Here is a 15,042-nt window from a genome sequence, read left to right on the forward strand (position 1 = left end):
CGTCCGCGTCGGTCTCGGCGGCCTTGCGGCTGAGCTCGAGGCTGTCGCCGACGAAATCGGCCAGATCCTGAAGCTCCGGCGTCTGGTAATAATGGGCGAGGATGACGGCATTGCGCTCCCGCCGCAGCCGGTCGATCTCGGCGCGGAGGTCGAGCCCCCGAAGGTCTTGCGCGTGGGCGACATCCATGGTCGAGGCTCCTGCTTGGTGCCCATGTAGGCAGGGAGGCACGGGAGGGGAAGATGAGCGGGGAAGCGTTGCGGCACATTGCCGAGGCGGAGGTGAAGGCACGGGAAGTGGACGGCATCGGGCCTGACGTGCCGACCCGCCCCATCGATCGCGTCGGCGTGGTGGGCGCCGGCACCATGGGCGGTGGCATTGCCATGACCTTCCTCAATGCCGGCATCCCCGTCACCATCGTCGAGCGCGAGGAGGCCGCGCTGGACCGAGGCATGCGGGTGATGCGCAACAATTACGAGCGCTCCGCCGCGCGCGGCAAGCTCACCGCCGGGCAGGTGGAAGAGCGCATGGGCCTGCTCTCGCCCGCGCTCGATCTTGCGGCCCTTTCCGGCTGCGATCTCGTGATCGAGGCGGTGTTCGAGGACCTGGCATTGAAGAAGCAGGTGTTCGCCGAGCTCGACCGCCTCGCCAGGCCGGGTGCGATCCTCGCCACCAACACGAGCTATCTTGACGTGAACGCGATTGCCGCAGCCACCAGCCGGCCGCAGGATGTGCTTGGCATGCACTATTTTTCGCCTGCCAATGTGATGCGGCTTCTGGAGATCGTCCGCGGCGCCAAGACGGCGCCCGATGTCTTGAAGACGGCAATCGAAGTTGGTGTGCGGACAGGGAAGGTGCCCGTGGTTGCCGGTGTCTGCCATGGCTTCATTGGCAACCGGATGCTGGCCAAGCGCCAGCAGGCAGCGCACGCCCTCCTCATGGAGGGCGCGATGCCCTGGGAAGTCGACCGGGTGTTGACCGACTTCGGCTTTCCCATGGGTCCGTTCCAGATGAGCGATTTGGCTGGCCTTGACATTGGCTGGAGCCGGGAGAGGAGCCGGGGCGAGACGATCCGTGATCGGCTGTGCGAGATGGACCGCCGCGGCCAGAAGACGGGGGCGGGCTTCTACGACTATGACGCGGACAGGAACCGCACGCCCTCGCCCGTGGTGGAGGAGCTCATCCGCGCCTTCGTGGCCGAGAAGGGCGGCACCCCCCGGGAGCACAGCGCCGCAGAAATGCGCGACCGCCTGCTCATGCCCATGGTCGAGGAGGGGAAAGCAATCCTCGCCGAAGGCATCGCCCAGCGCGCCAGCGACATCGATGTCGTCTGGGTCAACGGCTACGGCTGGCCCCGCGCGACGGGGGGCATCATGTACTGGGCCGGGGTGCGGTAGTCCGCAGTCACCGATTTTGCGAGTTGTCCCGCGCCAGTCCGGAGACTATCGCCGTAAGTGGACTGCTGGGGACGGTGGTGGACTTCCGTCCCCAGCAGGCCGGGCCCGCGGTTGCCCGCGACCGCAGCCCTTGTGGAGAGGGGGCTGCGGGATCACTGGACGGACGCCTACCACAAGTCGTGGGACGTGCTCCCTTATGATCAATAGATAGTGTGCTGGAAGCGCCGCTGGTCCGCAAGCGGAGACCCGCATGTGGGTCATACTCCCTGTGGATCAGCCAGTGGAAAGACTGGGCGCGCCGCAGATTCAACCCGGCACGAACTCCAGCGCCACCCCGTTGATGCAGTAGCGCAGGCCCGTCGGCGGCGGGCCGTCGGGGAAGACATGACCGAGGTGGCTGCCGCAGCGGGCGCAATGCACTTCCTCGCGGATCATGCCGTGGCTCGTGTCGAGCGAAAGGCCGATGGCACCAGGGACGGGCCGGTCGAAGCTCGGCCAGCCGGTGCCGCTCTCGAACTTGCCAGAAGAGGCGAACAGGGGATTGCCGCAGCCGGCGCAACGGAAGGTGCCGGGGCGCTTCTCGGCAAGAAGGCCGCAGGAGCCGGGCGGCTCCGTGCCATGGCAGCGCATCACCCGATACTGCTCGGGCGAAAGACGCCGGCGCCATTCCTCCTCGGAATATTCGACCGGGAAGCGGAGGGCCTGGCTGTCGTCCATCAGGGCGCCAGATGGAGGCTGGCAAGCGCCCGCGCAAGGCCGAGCGCGCGCAACCGGGCATGGGCCACGGCCGAAGCCCGGCCGAGCGCGAGGAGCGCGGGCAGATCCTGCGGCCGGCGCAACAGGGCGCGCAAGGTTGCTGCGACCTTCACCCGGCCATCTGGCCCGATGCTGTTGTGGGCGCAAGGCGGGATGGCAGTGTCCGCCGGGTCGGCAATCACCCGGATCGCGAGAAAGGGGAGGCCGGCAGCCTGCGCCGCACGCGCAACGGCGTGGCTCTCCATGTCGACCGCCACCGCGCCGGTTGCGGCAAAGAGCGCAGCCTTGTCGGCAACGCTTGCCACCAGCCTGTCCGAGCCGAGCAGCGACCGCGCATCCAGCACAAATCCAAGCTCCCCGGCGAGCCCGGCATCCGCCCCATGGGTGCGCCCACCCGCCTCGACCACCCGCGCCGGCACCAGGAGATCCCCGGGTTGAAGCCCCTCGGCAAGCGCTCCGGCAAGCCCCACCGAAAGCAGCGCCGCCGCCCCCTCGCGCGCCAGCCGCGACGCCTCGCGCTGCGCCGCTGCCGCCCGCGCGCCCGAGACGGCAGCAGGAACGCCAAGCGCTTGCGCCTCGGAAGCAAGGCCGCAGACGACTCCTACATGCCCCACGGCAGGTCGCGGGCGTTCGAATCCTTCAAGGCCTGGTAGCGCGCCACGGCCCACAGCGGGAAGAAGGCGGCATAGCCATGGTATTTCAAGTAGAAGACCCTGGGGAAGCCGGTGCCAGTGAACATGCGCTCCACCCAGCGCGGGCCCTCCTCGCGCGGCGCCTCCTCGAGCCAGCGGATGCCGCGGGCGACTTCTGCGGAATCGGTTTCGCCTGCCGCCATGAGGCCAAGGAGTGCCCACGCTGTCTGGCTTGCGGTCGACTCGATGGCATGGCCGCGCCGCCCGGCCTCATAGGTCTCGAGCCCCTCGCCCCAGCCGCCATCAGCGCGCTGCTGCGCCTTGAGCCAGGCGACTGCGCGCTTGACCCAGGGCTCCGAAAAGTCAACGCCGGCTGCCTTCAAGGCGACCAGAACGGACCAAGTGCCGTAGATATAATTGGCGCCCCAGCGGCCGAACCAGCTGCCGTCGGCTTCCTGCTCGCTGCGGATCCAGGCGAGGGCCCGAGCAATCGGCTCGGCAAAGCGCGCGCGGTCCACTTGCGCCAAGAGCCCGACGCAGCGCGCCGTCACATCGACCGTCGGCGGGTCAAGAAGCGCGCCATGGTCGGCAAAGGGAATGGCATTGAGATAGAAATGCTCGTTCTCCGGCTCGAACGCGCCCCAGCCGCCGTTTGACGACTGCATGCCGACAATCCACTCGCAGGCGCGTTCGATGGCCTCTGTGTAGCGCGGGTCGCCCTGGCGGTGCATCGCCATGGCCACGACGGCGGTATCGTCCACGTCCGGGTAGTCGGGGTTGGCATATTGGAAGGCCCAGCCGCCGGGCCGCACATGTGGCCTTCGCACCTTCCAGTCCCCCCGGTGGTCGAGGATCTGCCGGTCCTTGAGCCAGTCGAGCAGCCCCACAAGCCGCGGGTCGTCGCGGTCCCCGGTCTCGAGGAGAGCGTGGGCGGAGAGCGCCGTATCCCACACCGGCGAGACGCAAGGCTGGAACCAGACCATGTCGCCCCGCTCCACTTGCAAGCGTTCAATCGCCCGCCTGGCTGTTGCCATTGCCGGATGGTCGTCGGGATAGCCGAGGGCGCGGAACATCATGACGGCATTCGCCATCGCAGGATAGATGGCACCAAGGCCATCCTCGCCATTCAGATGCGCGAGCACGAACTGCTCGGCCTTGGCGATCGCCGAGCGGCGGATAGGGCCGGGGATCAGCGGCTCGAGCAGGCGCAGCACCCGGTCGAGCAGCAGGAACGCTTCTCCCACCTTCGTGCCATTGGGATTGACCTGGTACTGCCGCACCCGCTCCGGCGGCACGGGGAACAGTTCAGCAAGCCCAATGCCCGTCGGGTTCCTGGCGCGTGCCCGCAAGGCGCACAGGACGAGGAGCGGGACCATGACCGTCCGCGACCAGTAGGCGACTTTCGAGAGGTGGAACGGAAACCACAGCGGCAGGTGCATGACTTCCACCGGGATCGTCGGCACGCCGCGCCAGGGGATGTGGCCGAAGAGGGCAAGCGAAATCCGGGTGAAGACATTGGCCTTCGCTGCGCCGCCGCGGGCGAGGATCCAATCCCGGGCGCGGACCATGTGCGGCGCATCTGGAGGATCGCCGATGAGCTTCAGCGCCCAATAGGCCTTGACGGTTGCGGACAAATCGCCGGCGCCGGCCTTGAACAGCGGCCAGGAGCCATCACTCGACTGCTCGGCGCGGAGATACAGGCCGATCCGCCGCTCGGTCTCGCCATCCACCTCGCCGAGGAAGTGGCGAAGCAGCACATATTCCGCCGGGATGGTCGTGTCGGCCTCGAGGTCGAAGACGATATGCCCGTCGGGCTTGCGGACGGCGTAGAGCTTCTCGGCCCGCTCCCGGATGAGCTCCCGGCGCGCCTCGCGGCTGAGCGAGGCGCCAGTGACGGGCCCGGCGACGGCAATGTTCATCGCGCACTCCCTGATGCCGCACCTGCCTCGGCGCTGGGCTTCCCCAGCAGCCGGGCTGCGGTCTCGCCCGACCTGACTGCGCCTTCGATGGTCGCCGGCAGGCCAGTGTCGATATGGTCCCCCGCAAGCACGAGGTTGGCAAGCCCTGTCAAGGGCCGGGCCCGCCGCCTGACATTGGCAGGAGTCTGGAGAAAGGTCGCCCGCCGCTCGTGGACCAGCCGTGCGGCAACGGGACGGACGTCCTCGGCAAGGCCCAGCGCCGCCACCGTCTCGGCCCAAAGCAGGGTGAGCAGGGCCTCCTCTTCCGCGTCTGTCCCCTCGACGAAACCGGCAGCGGAAATGGTGAGCGAGACCACCTCGCTCTTGACGAAGATCCACTGGGTGCGCGCACCTGTCACTCCAAGAAGCGGCGGACCGGCCACGGCTTGCGGAAGGCGGAAATGGGCGTTGAGGATCGAGGAGGCCTCTTCTGGCGCTTGCGCTGCCGGCCACAGCGCATTGAGCCGCGCTGGCGGCACGGCGAGGACGAGCGTATCGCCTGGCGCAAGCGGCACCGTCTCGCCAGCGACATGGAGCGCTGTCACGCGGCCGCCTTCTGCCACCAGCCCCTTGACCTGGGCTGCGAACCGCAGCTCTGCGCCCGCGCGCTGGAGAGCATCGAGCGCTGGTGCGATGAGTGCCGGGCCAAGGCCCCGGGGCGCAAACATGGGCCGGCAGAGCCGGCCATCACGCCAGGCCTCGCGTGCCGTTGCTGCCATCAGCTGCGCGCTTGCAAGCGAAGGCGGCAGGTTCATGACGGCAAGGCTCATCGGCTCCCAGAAGCGGCTTGCAGCAAGGCCCCCTGGCTGCACGGCCTCGGCGATGGTCTGGTCTGGGCCCGCCCACAGGAGCGGGAGGGCGGAAAGGAAGGCTCTGGCGCCGACGCCTGCTGGCCGGCGGGCAGGGCAGAGCGGCCACCACGGGATGGGCCCATCGTTGATCCGGACGGTCCAGCGCTCTGCGGATGCGAGATCCACAAAGGGGAAATGGGCAGCAGGCGCTGCAACAAGCGCATCCGAGGCGCCAGCGCGGGCAAGATAGGCCGCGACGGAACGATTGCCGGAGAGGACGAGATGGTTGCCGTTGTCGATCTGGCACCCGAGCTTCGGGTCATGGTAGCTGCGGCATCGCCCGCCGGCCTGGCGCGCGCTTTCCCAAAGGATGACGTGCCAGCCAGCCTCGAGGAGCGCGAGCGCAGCCGAGAGGCCGGCAAGGCCGGCACCTACCACATGCGCTGTCGCTTTCATGGGCTGGGCGGCGCTCCAGGCCCGAACAGCGCGCACGCAAGGCCCCTGACCAGCTTCTGGCGCTTCCCGAGCAGCGGCTGGGGGAGCGGCCGCGCCCAGGCAAGCGCCTCCATCCGGTCAAGATAGGCCTCATAGGCGCCCATCATGACGAGCGCTGGCGCCAGCCGCAGCCGCGAATGGGCTGGCGCTAGCCGGCGCGCCTCGTCGTAGCAGGCGCGCGCTTCCGCCCCGAGCTCGCGCGCAAGCGCTGGCAGCGCCGGATGGCCGGCAACGCGAGCCGGGTCCATGGGAATGCCATGCGCCTCGAGCAAGTCGGCCGGGAGATACAGCCGGCCAATGGCAGCATCCGCCTCGATGTCGCGCAGGATGTTGGTGAGCTGGAAGGCATCCCCGAGGGCGAGGGCGAAGCGGTCGGAGATGGGCCCCATGAAGGCGCCGAAGATGCGGATCGAAAGCGCTCCGACCGCGCCTGCCACACGCCGGGTGTAGCGCTTGAGAGTGGCCCGCAAGGGCGCCACGATCGGGCCGTCGGCATCCATTGCCATGCCCTCGATCAAGAGATCAAATTCCGCCTGCGGCAGGGCGAAGGCACGCACGCCAGGAAGGAGCGCATGGCCGATGCCGCTTGCCGGATTGCCGGCATAGAGCGCGCGGATCTCGCGGCGCCAGGCTGCAAGTGCGGCATGCTTGTCTGCCCGCGCGAAGGGGCCGTCGGCAATGTCATCGACCATCCGGCAGAAGGCATAGACCGCGTGCATTGCCTCGCGCCTCGCACGCGGCAGGATCGCCATGCCAGGGCCGAAACTGGTGCCCGAGGCTTTTGTGATGGCGCGCGCGAGCGCCGCCGGGTCGCCTGCGGCCGGCTGCGGCATCAGGCTTGCAAGGGCCGTCATGCCGCCCGCCGGAACAGGCCAGTGACAAGGCCCCGACCCAAGGCGGCAGCGAAATCCCCCCGCGACAACGCAACCCGGGCGGCAAGCGGATCCTCGCGCCGGAGCCGCGCTGCAAGCCGCCGTGCCAGGGCGCGAATGGCTGCGGCCTCGCCAGCGAGCGAGCGGGTGCGCAGCTGGGCGAGCGCGTCGGCTGCATCGAGCAGCCGATCCACTTCGGCAAGCAGCCGGTCCATCACCCGCCTGAGGCCTGGCGAGACGCGGTCCTGCCCGAGAGCGGCAACAGTCTCGCCCTCGGCCTCCAGCCAGTCCAGCGGCACATAGGCCCGGTCCAGCCGGGCGAGATCTGCACCCATGTCCTGGAGATGGTTGAGGATCTGCAACGCCGTGCAGAGCGCGTCGGACGCCGGATAGAGCGCCGGGTGCTCGCCATGGAGGTCGAGGAGATAGCGCCCCACGGGCTCGGCCGAATGGCGGCAGTAATCGAAGAGTTCCCCGAGGCTCTTATAGCGGGACTTCACCGCGTCCGCCCGGAAGGCAATGAGGAGATCCGTCGCCCGCGCGGGGTGAATGCCGGTTGCAGCAAGGCTCGCCCGCAAGGCCTCGGCCTTGGCAAGGCCCGTGGCGCGCCCCTCGAGCACGGCTTCAAGGGCATCGAGCCGGCGGATCTTCTCGGCCGGGGGCAGCGCCGGGCAGTCGGCAATGTCATCGGCCGCGCGGGCAAAGGCATAGTAGGTGCGAACGTGCGGGCGCAGGTGCGGCGCGACCAGCCGCGAGCCGACCGGGAAATTTTCATCGCCTGCGCCCTTGCCGCTCGAGGCTTCGATGTCGCTGTCCCTGAAGACATCCATGGCCACCCCATAGCCGCCGCCGCCGGCCCCGGGAAAGCCGGACTTGCGCATCCCACCCCGGGCCGGCCATGGCCCTTCCATGGCGTTCACGCTTGCCGTCCTGAGCCTCCTTGCCTGGACCTATCTCGCGGGCTTCCGCCACGGCTTCTGGCGCACGCGCGAGCGGCTCGCCCCAGCGCCCGCCCCGGCGCAATGGCCCGAAGTTGCCGTCCTGGTGCCCGCGCGGAACGAGGCGGCGCAGGTGGGCGAGGTGGTCACAGCGCACATGGCCTCCACCTATCCTGGAGACCTGTCCCTCATCCTCGTCGACGACGGCTCAACCGATGGCACTGCCGAGCGTGCCCGCGCCGCTGCTGCCAGTGGGGCCCGGCCCTTCCACCTGGTGCCGGGCACGCCGCTGCCGCCGGGCTGGACGGGCAAGCTCTGGGCGCTTGAGACCGCGCTTGAGGCCGCCGCCATCCACGCCCCCGGCGCGCGCTGGCTCCTCTTGACGGATGCCGACATCCGCCACGGCCCCGAGCTTCTCGCCCGCCTCGTCGCCCGCGCCGAAGCAGCGGATCTCGCCCTGCTCTCGGTCATGGCCCGGCTTGACTGCCGGGGCTTTTGGGGCGGGCTCCTCATTCCGGCCTTTCTCTACTTCTTCCAGAAGCTCTACCCCTTCGCGGCAGTGAATTCCCCCCGAAGCCGGATCGCTGGTGCTGCCGGTGGCGTGGTGCTGCTCCGCCGGAAGGTTCTGGCCGAAATCGGCGGCTTCGCAGCACTCAGGGGCGCCCTCATCGACGACTGCACGCTTGCTGCCCTCGTCAAGTCTGGCCCACCCCGCCGCGCGATTGCGCTCGTGCTTGCCGATGATTTCGCCTCCGCCTTGAGTCTGCGCGACAACCGGGCCTTTCGAAGCGTGCGCGACATGGTTGCCCGCACGGCGTTTGCCCAGCTCCGCCACTCGCCCCTCTTGCTTCTTGCAACGCTTGCTGGCCTTGCCCTTGTCTATCTCGTGCCCCCCTTGGTGGCGCTCGCCTGGCCGCTCCATGGCAATGGGACTGCCGCTGTCTTGGCCATGCTTGCCTGGGCGCTCATGACCTTCACCTACGTGCCAACGCTGCGCTACTGCGGCCTCTCGCCCATCGTTGCGCTCACCTTGCCGCTGGCTGCGGCCTTCTATGCGGGCTTCACAGCGCTCTCTGCCCTGCGCCACTGGCGAGGGCGCGGTGGCCAGTGGAAAGGCCGCACCTATCCTGCCGCCTGAACCGCAGCGACGGCCGCAGCCACGGTCTCGCGCCAGCCGGGCGGGTTGAAGCCGAGCTCGGCGCGGGCGCGCTCCGAGAGGAAATCCAGAGGCCGGCCGGCAAGCCTGATGCCAGTCAAGGGGGCACCGGCCTCGCTGCCTGTGAGAGCGGCCTTAAGCTCGCTTGCAAGGCCCGCAGCCCAGGCGAGCGCGTAGGGCACGCGCAGCCTGGGGGCGCGGACGCGGGAGAGCTCTGCGACTTCGGCGGCGATCTCGGAAAGCCAGACATTGTCGCCTCCGAGCAGGTAGCGCTTGCCGCGCGCGCCCTGCTCCAGGGCTGCGAGCACGCCTTCGGCAAGCGCTTCGACGGCGACCAGGTTCATCCGCGCCTCGAGGATCGCGGGAAGCCGCCCGGCGACGAGATCGCGCAGAAGGCGCATTGGCGCAGTCGGCCCCCGGTCGCCAGGGCCGACGGGGGCTGTCGGGAGCACGATGACGGCATCGAGCCCGCGCTCGACTTCAGCGAGCACGGCAAGCTCGGCCATTCGCTTGGAGGCGGGATAGCCCCCCATGAGCGCGGCAGGCGGCAGCTCGAGCGCCTCGTCCACCTGCCGCCGCTCGCCGCGCGCACCTGCAACCAGCGTCGTGAAGGAGGAGACCAGCACCATTCGCGCGCCCGCCGCCTGCGCTGCGGCTGCCACCTGCCGGGTGCCGTCGAGGTTGACGGCGAACCAATTGGCACGGGCGGGAGTGGAAAGGCTTGTGACGGCGGCTGCGTGGATGACGCAATCGGCCCCCGCCATTGCTGCTGCGACATCGGCGGCCTTTGTGACAGAGCCAGTCAGCGCCCGGTGGGGGAACCTTTGCGGAAAGCGCAGGTCGAGCCCCACCACCTCGAAGCCGCGCGCGCTTGCCAGCCGGCAGAGATGGCCGCCGAGGAACCCGCCTGCACCCGTCACCAGCAGCCGCCTCATGCCCGCCTCCCACAGACGAGGAGGCCCGGCGCCCGCACCGCCCCGGCCACCAGCATGCCATCGGCGAGCAGGGCGACCGTCACGCCGGGCAGGAGCCGCCCTTCGGGATCGTCGAACAGCCACGTGACCGCGCCCGAGGCTGGATCGAGCGCGACCACGCGCGCTGGCGCACGCGCCCGCTGGCCCAGGAGATGCAGGCCAAAGCGCCACAGGCTCGGGATGACTCCGACCACCAGCATGCCGTCTTCCGACACCGTCAAGTTGTCAGGATGGCCTGGCACGGCAAGCTGCCGCCCGTTGGACAGGCGCACCCGGCGCCCGCGTGTCTCGGCAACGGCGATGGTGCCATCGGGAAGCACGGCCACCCCGTTGGCAAAGGCAAGACCGTCGGCCAGCACCCGCGCACCCGCGTCTCCCAGCGCCAGGAGGCTGCCGCTGTCGGCGCGCACGAAGAGTTCGCCCAGCAGGCTCCGCGGGCAGCGGTTGCGGTCTCGCGTTGCCAGCACCTCGCCCTGCCAGAAGGCGACATCGTTCAAGGCGCAGAAGCCGGGCCCGCGCAGGATTGCGCCGACGCGCGCCCGGGGGCCGGAAAGGTCGAGCTCGAGCACAACAGGGTCGAGCCTGCCATCGGGCCTCATCCGGCGGTTGACGACGGCAAGGCGCCTGCCCTCTGCGGCAAGCCCGTGCGGGCGCAGGCCGCCGGCGACGCTCCCCTCGGGAAGGAGCCGCACCGCCGCTGGCGCCGGCCCGGCAAGCCCGGCGAGCGGCAGCGTCCAGAGCCCGCCTTCGGGCACGGCCTCGCCCGGCCGGGCCCGCCGCACCGCCAGGCGATCATGGGCGGAAAGGATGAGCTGGTTTTGGGCAAGCGCGATGTCCTCGATTCCGGCTATGGCGGCGCCGCTCTTGGCATCGCGGACGGCGGCGACCCGGCAATCTGCAAGAGGAAAGCGCGCGCGCTCAGCAGGCTCGCCCGCGCAGCTGGCGACAAGTGCAGCCAACAGGATGAGGCTCAGGCGGCCGAAGGCCTGGCGTCGCCCCATCGCGCAATCCAGGGCGCCCAGCGCGCCGAAACCTTGGCAACCGCCTCAGGATCGGCGCGAAACCGGTTCTTCTCATAGCGCGCAACCGTCGCAAGATAGGCGGCCATCTTCGGTCGGGCGGCAGCAAAGCCGGGAAGCTCCAGCGCCTCGTAGATGCGCTCCACCGTCTCCAACGGCCGGGCGTCGAGGTCGCCATAGGCCACTTCGACAAAATCGGGCGCGGCCCAGCCACGAGCCTCTTCCTCGAACGCTGTCATCATGCGAGCGTAGACCGTGAGCACCAGCTCGTCGATGTCGACATGGGCAAAGGGCTGGAGCGCGAGCGCCTGGAACAGCTTTGCCCAGAAGTTCCGCATCGAGAAGAAGACGGCATAGGGATCGCGATGGATGTGGATGAACTTCGCGCCCGGCAGCAGCGCCTTCAGCATGGCCGGGCGGGCCGTGTAGACGGGGTTCTTGATGAGCGCTGGCTTGCACCCCGCCGCCCAGCTGACCTTGCGGGTAAAGAGCGTGAAGGCCTGTGCCCACGCGGCGATGTCGGCTTCGCTTGCGCCATCGAAGAAGAGCCCGCGGTTGACGAACTTGTCGCAGGCGGCGGGGAAATAAATGCCATGATAGAAGGAGATGGCCGACATGTTGGCGATCGCGATCTCGTCTTCCTGCGGGCTTGTGGGCGTGACGGCCACCTGGTCGATGAAGCGGCCTTCCGGCAGCGCGCGCTCAAGCATTGGCTTCAGCAGGCGCCCAAGTGTCAGCATTTCGAAGGGCATCCCGACCGACACCGGCGGCGCATAGGCAAAGTCGCCCTGGCCAAGCATGTTGACGAGATGGGTTGTGCCGGAACGCCAGTGGCCGAGGATGACAAGCGGCGGCGGCAGCGCTGCAAGCGGTGGCACGCGCGTGGCTGTCAGGACCTTCTCCAGGAGGGTGAAGGGCAGCCGGCCAAGGATTGCGGCGACAATGGGGAGGAGACGCGCACGTGGCACAGGCGCGCCGGCCTCCGCGCACACGCGCGCGAGCACATTCCACCCTGCCCCGCTCAAGGGATGCGCCAATCTCTTCTCCTGGTCCCGACAGGCCTAGCCGCTGGGATGCATCTGGACAACGGCGCAGAGCAAGCGCAGGCTTGCTGCCGGACGGGAGGAGCGGATGGGAAGGATCGCTGGACTTGTGCTCGCGGGGCTGCTGCTTGCAGGGGCTGCCCCTCTGGGGCGTGTGCTGCTCATCGCGCCGGGCCCCAATGCCGGCGAACGGGCGCAGGAAGCCCTCATCGATGCAAGGCCTGGCGACACCGTGCGTTTTGCGGCTGGCACATACGCCTTCACGACAGGCCTCTCGCTCGATGTCTCGGGCGTGACCGTTGAAGGCGCAGGCAAGGGCAAGACCATTCTTGACTTCGCGCGCCAGGACAGTGCCGGTGAGGGCCTTCTTGTCACCTCAGACCGCGTGCTCGTCCGCAACCTCACCATCCGCGACACCAAGGGCGACGGAATCAAGTCCAAGGGGTCGGACCGGGTGACCTTCCAGGACCTGGAAGTCTTCTGGAGCGGCGACCCCAGGGCGGAGAACGGTGCCTATGGAGTCTATCCGGTCTCATCCACCAATGTCCTCATCGAGCGGGTGACGGTTCGCGGCGCCTCGGATGCTGGCATCTATGTGGGGCAATCGCGCAACATTATCGTCCGTGACAGTATTGCGGAATATAATGTGGCGGGAATCGAGATCGAGAACAGCATGCACGCCGATGTCTTCGGCAACACCGTGCGCCACAACACCGGCGGGATCCTCGTCTTCGACCTTCCTAACCTGCCGATCATGGGCGGACATTCGACACGCATCTTCGCCAACCGGGTCATCGACAATGACACGCCGAATTTCGCACCCCCAGGCAATATCGTCGCCTCCGTTCCCGTGGGCACGGGCATCATGGTGATGGCCAATCGCAACGTCCATGTCTTCGATAATGAGGTCAGCGGCAATGGGAGTGCGGCCTTCATGGTCATCGCCTATTCGCAACCCTTCGAGAGCGAGGGCTACAACCCCCTCCCGCGCGACGTGGTGGTGCGCGGCAACCGGCTTGGGCGCAACGGCTTCGCCCCCGCCTTCCCCGGCGGCCGGGAGATTGCCGCAGCTGTTGGCGGCACCCTCCCGCCTGGCCTTTGGGATGGAGTCGACCGGTATCGGAGCGGCGGTCGCGAAGTGCGCGATCCTGTCCATATCCACTTCGACATGCCGGCCATTACGCTCAATCTGGGCGTTGCCGGAGCGCCGCCCACGGCCGCACGGCCGGCCCCCAAGGCGCCGCCCTCCGCCGTCCCCCCGCCCGAGCCCCCGCCGGTCATCCTCCCGGCGGACCAGCCGGGCCTCGCCCGCTAGGGGCCATGCGCTGGCGCTTTGCCTGGCTTGCTGTGCTCTGGTGTGCCGCTGCACCGGCTGCGGCTGCCATCGGCTTTGCGGCCCTCGCAGCTGAGACGCCGCCCGCGACGCTTTCGGCAACCGGCCTCTTTGCCGACATGGGCGCCAAGCGCCTTGCCCCCGGTGTGGTGCCTTATGCCGTTGCGGCGCCGCTGTTTTCCGACCATGCGGACAAGGCGCGCGGGATCGCCCTGCCGCCTGGCACACGCGCCCGCCTTGTCGGCGACGGTCTCCTTGTCTTTCCTGTCGGCACTGTGCTCGTGAAGAGTTTCGGATATCCTGCCTCGGCGGCCGGGCCTGCTGTCACGATCGAAACCCGCCTCCTTGTCCGCCGCGAGTCCGGCTGGGTTGCGCTTCCCTATGTCTGGGACGCGGACGGCCGCGAGGCCTATCTCCGCCGCGCTGGCGCACGCGTTCCGGTGCGTTTTGCAGCAGGAGGGCAGGTCTTCTCGCTGGGCTGGCAGGTGCCCAATGTGAACCAGTGCAAGGGCTGCCATGCGGAAGGTGGCGCGCTGATGCCGCTGGGGGTGAAGGCGAGGAACCTGGTGGCGACCGGCGATCTGGCGCGGCTGGCGGCCCTGGGGCTGTTGCTAGGCACGCAGGCCATGCCGGTGCGCGCGCCCGTTCCTCGCGTGGCGGATGTGGCGGCGCCGGTCGAAGCGCGGGCGCGGGCCTATCTCGACGCCAATTGCGGCCATTGCCATCGCCGGCAGGGAAGTGCCTCGAACAGCGGGCTTTTCCTTGACTGGGAGGAACAGGACCCGGTGGCGATCGGGATCGGCAGGCGGCCGGTCGCCGCCGGGCGCGGCAGCGGCGGCCACAGTTTCGCGATTGACCCCGGACGCCCTGCGCGCTCCATCCTCTTGTTCAGGATGGAATCGACCGAGCCCGGCGTGATGATGCCCGAACTGGGGCGGACGCTTCCCGACCCAGAGGGGATTGCCCTTGTGCGCGCCTGGATTGCGGGGCTGAAGCCCTGAGGGCGCGGAAGCCTGGGCGCCCCGGTCAGTGGGCCATGAGCAGGGGCAGCGGGCTCTGTTCGAGGAAATCGCGCGTGACGCCGCCCATCAGCAACTGGATGGTGCGCGACCGGCTGTAGGCCCCCATCACCATATAGCCGGCGCCCAGTTCCTGCGCCGTCGCGATGAGCGTGCCCGACACCCCGCCGGGCCCCGAATGGCGGGTCATGACTTCGGAGGAAATGCCGTTGCGCGACAGATAGGCCGCGGCGTCCGTCGGGGGGAGATCGGTGCCGGTTTCGGGATCGACCACGAGGATGGTGACCGATTCCGACATGGCGAGGAAGGGAATGGAAGCGCGCACGGCCTTGGCGCTTTCGGCCGTTGGCTTCCAGGCGACGATGGCGGGCCTCGAGGGATCGAACCCCACATGGCCTTCGGGCACGGCAAGCACCGGCGTGTCGGCACGCACCACCACTTCGGCGACCGAGGCCTGCGGCGCGGTGCCCGCCTTCCCGAGGCTCATGACGATGAGATCCTCGAGGCTTGCCGCCTCGATCAGCATGTCGGCCGGCTCGCCGATGGCTTCCGCCCAGCTGAAGGGCACATCTTCCTTGGCAAGGCGCGCTTCCAGCCTTTCCCGCACCTCGCGGCCGATCCTGGCTTCCTGTTCGATGAGTTCGGCGACAAGCGCTGCACC

Annotated in this window: 15 protein-coding genes; 4 read left to right on the forward strand and 11 right to left on the reverse strand. The window is 68.9% G+C overall.

All coding sequences use genetic code 11. The features are described from left to right. A partial coding sequence (nadA, locus tag ACWIQA_RS10150; RefSeq protein WP_448582959.1) for a quinolinate synthase NadA occupies positions 1-187 on the reverse strand: 187 nt, incomplete at its 3' end. Between the two features lie 53 nt (positions 188-240). On the opposite strand from nadA, the gene ACWIQA_RS10155 reads away from it, so the two are divergent. Next, positions 241-1,395 (forward strand): 3-hydroxyacyl-CoA dehydrogenase family protein, encoded by a 1,155-nt coding sequence (locus ACWIQA_RS10155; RefSeq protein ID WP_448582960.1) that lies wholly within the window; start codon positions 241-243, stop codon positions 1,393-1,395. A gap of 306 nt (positions 1,396-1,701) precedes the next feature. On the opposite strand, the gene msrB is transcribed toward ACWIQA_RS10155, so the two are convergent. Genes msrB through ACWIQA_RS10185 form a run of 6 tightly spaced genes read right to left on the reverse strand, consistent with a single transcriptional unit; the run spans position 1,702 to position 7,810 of the window. After that, the gene (gene msrB, locus ACWIQA_RS10160; protein ID WP_448582961.1) at positions 1,702-2,112 is read right to left on the reverse strand and encodes a peptide-methionine (R)-S-oxide reductase MsrB; all 411 of its coding nucleotides are present in this window, start codon (positions 2,110-2,112) and stop codon (positions 1,702-1,704) included. Further along, positions 2,112-2,765: a phosphorylase family protein gene (locus tag ACWIQA_RS10165; RefSeq protein WP_448582962.1), complete on the reverse strand. Its 654-nt coding sequence runs from the start codon at positions 2,763-2,765 to the stop codon at positions 2,112-2,114. The genes msrB and ACWIQA_RS10165 overlap by 1 nt, the downstream gene beginning before the upstream one ends. Further along, entirely contained in the window at positions 2,753-4,702 is a 1,950-nt protein-coding gene (gene shc, locus ACWIQA_RS10170) for a squalene--hopene cyclase (RefSeq protein ID WP_448582963.1), read from the reverse strand. The genes ACWIQA_RS10165 and shc overlap by 13 nt, the downstream gene beginning before the upstream one ends. Next, on the reverse strand, positions 4,699-6,024 hold the full coding sequence (gene hpnE / locus ACWIQA_RS10175; protein ID WP_448582964.1) for a hydroxysqualene dehydroxylase HpnE: 1,326 nt from the start codon (positions 6,022-6,024) through the stop codon (positions 4,699-4,701). The genes shc and hpnE overlap by 4 nt, the downstream gene beginning before the upstream one ends. Beyond that, the gene (locus ACWIQA_RS10180) at positions 5,985-6,881 is read right to left on the reverse strand and encodes a squalene/phytoene synthase family protein (protein ID WP_448582965.1); all 897 of its coding nucleotides are present in this window, start codon (positions 6,879-6,881) and stop codon (positions 5,985-5,987) included. The genes hpnE and ACWIQA_RS10180 overlap by 40 nt, the downstream gene beginning before the upstream one ends. Beyond that, positions 6,878-7,810 carry a squalene/phytoene synthase family protein gene (locus ACWIQA_RS10185; RefSeq protein WP_448582973.1) on the reverse strand — a complete coding sequence of 311 codons (933 nt, stop codon included), beginning with the start codon at positions 7,808-7,810 and terminating at the stop codon, positions 6,878-6,880. Before ACWIQA_RS10185 ends, ACWIQA_RS10180 begins: the two co-directional genes overlap by 4 nt. Here ACWIQA_RS10185 and ACWIQA_RS10190 point away from each other — a divergent pair. Further along, positions 7,809-8,975: a glycosyltransferase gene (locus tag ACWIQA_RS10190; RefSeq protein WP_448582966.1), complete on the forward strand. Its 1,167-nt coding sequence runs from the start codon at positions 7,809-7,811 to the stop codon at positions 8,973-8,975. The two genes, ACWIQA_RS10185 and ACWIQA_RS10190, sit on opposite strands and share 2 nt — an antisense overlap. Here ACWIQA_RS10190 and ACWIQA_RS10195 read toward each other — a convergent pair. Genes ACWIQA_RS10195 through ACWIQA_RS10205 form a run of 3 tightly spaced genes read right to left on the reverse strand, consistent with a single transcriptional unit; the run spans position 8,960 to position 12,023 of the window. Then, positions 8,960-9,928 (reverse strand): NAD-dependent epimerase/dehydratase family protein, encoded by a 969-nt coding sequence (locus tag ACWIQA_RS10195; protein ID WP_448582967.1) that lies wholly within the window; start codon positions 9,926-9,928, stop codon positions 8,960-8,962. The genes ACWIQA_RS10190 and ACWIQA_RS10195 overlap by 16 nt on opposite strands. After that, positions 9,925-10,968 (reverse strand): hypothetical protein, encoded by a 1,044-nt coding sequence (locus tag ACWIQA_RS10200; RefSeq protein ID WP_448582968.1) that lies wholly within the window; start codon positions 10,966-10,968, stop codon positions 9,925-9,927. Before ACWIQA_RS10200 ends, ACWIQA_RS10195 begins: the two co-directional genes overlap by 4 nt. Beyond that, positions 10,938-12,023, reverse strand: coding sequence for a sulfotransferase family protein (locus ACWIQA_RS10205; protein ID WP_448582969.1), 1,086 nt, complete (start codon positions 12,021-12,023; stop codon positions 10,938-10,940). The genes ACWIQA_RS10200 and ACWIQA_RS10205 overlap by 31 nt, the downstream gene beginning before the upstream one ends. A gap of 94 nt (positions 12,024-12,117) precedes the next feature. Between ACWIQA_RS10205 and ACWIQA_RS10210 the strand changes: the two genes are divergently transcribed. Further along, entirely contained in the window at positions 12,118-13,344 is a 1,227-nt protein-coding gene (locus tag ACWIQA_RS10210; RefSeq protein WP_448582970.1) for a parallel beta-helix domain-containing protein, read from the forward strand. A gap of 5 nt (positions 13,345-13,349) precedes the next feature. Continuing rightward, positions 13,350-14,363 carry an SO2930 family diheme c-type cytochrome gene (locus ACWIQA_RS10215; protein WP_448582971.1) on the forward strand — a complete coding sequence of 338 codons (1,014 nt, stop codon included), beginning with the start codon at positions 13,350-13,352 and terminating at the stop codon, positions 14,361-14,363. Positions 14,364-14,388: 25 nt separating this feature from the next. On the opposite strand, the gene ACWIQA_RS10220 is transcribed toward ACWIQA_RS10215, so the two are convergent. Next, the coding region (locus ACWIQA_RS10220) for a universal stress protein (protein WP_448582972.1) at positions 14,389-15,042 on the reverse strand (654 nt) is incomplete at its 5' end.

The organism is Thermaurantiacus sp. (assembly GCF_053487655.1).

Bases quoted from the DNA above. Each gene is read 5' to 3' on its own strand.
- ACWIQA_RS10155 (WP_448582960.1), top strand. From the start codon at position 241: ATGAGCGGGGAAGCGTTGCGGCACATTGCCGAGGCGGAGGTGAAGGCA.
- msrB (WP_448582961.1), bottom strand. From the start codon at position 2,112: ATGGACGACAGCCAGGCCCTCCGCTTCCCGGTCGAATATTCCGAGGAG.
- shc (WP_448582963.1), bottom strand. From the start codon at position 4,702: ATGAACATTGCCGTCGCCGGGCCCGTCACTGGCGCCTCGCTCAGCCGC.
- ACWIQA_RS10180 (WP_448582965.1), bottom strand. From the start codon at position 6,881: ATGACGGCCCTTGCAAGCCTGATGCCGCAGCCGGCCGCAGGCGACCCG.
- ACWIQA_RS10190 (WP_448582966.1), top strand. From the start codon at position 7,809: ATGGCGTTCACGCTTGCCGTCCTGAGCCTCCTTGCCTGGACCTATCTC.
- ACWIQA_RS10185 (WP_448582973.1), bottom strand. From the start codon at position 7,810: ATGGAAGGGCCATGGCCGGCCCGGGGTGGGATGCGCAAGTCCGGCTTT.
- ACWIQA_RS10195 (WP_448582967.1), bottom strand. From the start codon at position 9,928: ATGAGGCGGCTGCTGGTGACGGGTGCAGGCGGGTTCCTCGGCGGCCAT.
- ACWIQA_RS10200 (WP_448582968.1), bottom strand. From the start codon at position 10,968: ATGGGGCGACGCCAGGCCTTCGGCCGCCTGAGCCTCATCCTGTTGGCT.
- ACWIQA_RS10210 (WP_448582970.1), top strand. From the start codon at position 12,118: ATGGGAAGGATCGCTGGACTTGTGCTCGCGGGGCTGCTGCTTGCAGGG.
- ACWIQA_RS10215 (WP_448582971.1), top strand. From the start codon at position 13,350: ATGCGCTGGCGCTTTGCCTGGCTTGCTGTGCTCTGGTGTGCCGCTGCA.